Source organism: Streptomyces sp. CBMA123 (assembly GCF_014596465.1).
Taxonomy (GTDB): Bacteria; Actinomycetota; Actinomycetes; order Streptomycetales; family Streptomycetaceae; genus Kitasatospora.
In genome coordinates this window covers 1-832 of the sequence record NZ_MECK01000519.1, presented here as the reverse complement: position 1 = coordinate 832, position 832 = coordinate 1, and the positions used below count along the sequence as shown (strand labels likewise).

General features: G+C 75.7%; 1 protein-coding gene. It reads right to left on the bottom strand.

The window, feature by feature from the left end; all coding sequences use genetic code 11:
• A partial coding sequence (locus BG452_RS35770) for an FUSC family protein (protein ID WP_188308502.1) occupies positions 1 to 832 on the bottom strand: 832 nt, incomplete at both ends.

Genomic DNA, 832 nt, shown 5'->3' with positions numbered 1-832 from the left:
CGCCACCGCCCCGCCGAGCCGCTCCAGCGCCGCCGTGGCCGGCAGCCACCGCTCGGCCAGCCGACCGGTGGGCGGCGGCTCGGCCAGGCTCCGCTGCACCTCGTGCCGGGCGTCCGCCAGCGACCGGTAGGCCGTACGGCGCAGCCACACCTGGGCGGGGTGGTGGCCGGGGCGGTGGTCGGTGACGGCGTCGAGGTAGGCGCGCAGGGCGGTCGTCGCGGCGACCAGCCGGGGCTCGATCCGGTGGCGCGGGCGCTCCGGCCACAGCAGGTAGCCGAAGACCAGCACGATCACGCTGGCCAGCACCGAATCCAGCACCCGCGGCCAGAACTCGGCCGCGCTGCTCTGCCCGCCCAACTGCAGCAGCACCAGCGCCATCGGCGTCATCACCACCGTGTTCAGCCCGTAGTGCGCCGCCGTCGCATACGGCAGCAGGGCCACACAGCCCGCCGCCATCGCCGTCAGCGCCCACTCCTGGGTGGTCAACGACAGCAGCGCCGCCGTCACCACCACACCCAGCACCGTGCCGACCGCACGGCTCACCGCGCGCAGGAACACGGAACCCAGATCCGGCTTCAGCACGAACGCGATCGTCATCGGCACCCAGTAGCTCTTGCTGAGCGGGTAGTTGGCGGTGACGGCCGACCCCACCGCGATGCACAGCGCGACCCGCAGGCCGTACCGGACCGACGGACCGGACAGCAGGCCCGCCCGGAGCCGCCACGGATCGGGCGGGGGCGCGGGGGCGGTGCCGATGCGGGTCGGACGGCCCGCGACGGCGTCGGCGGCGGCGCGCAACGCCACGTCCAGCGCCGGGCGGGCGGGCGTGTCC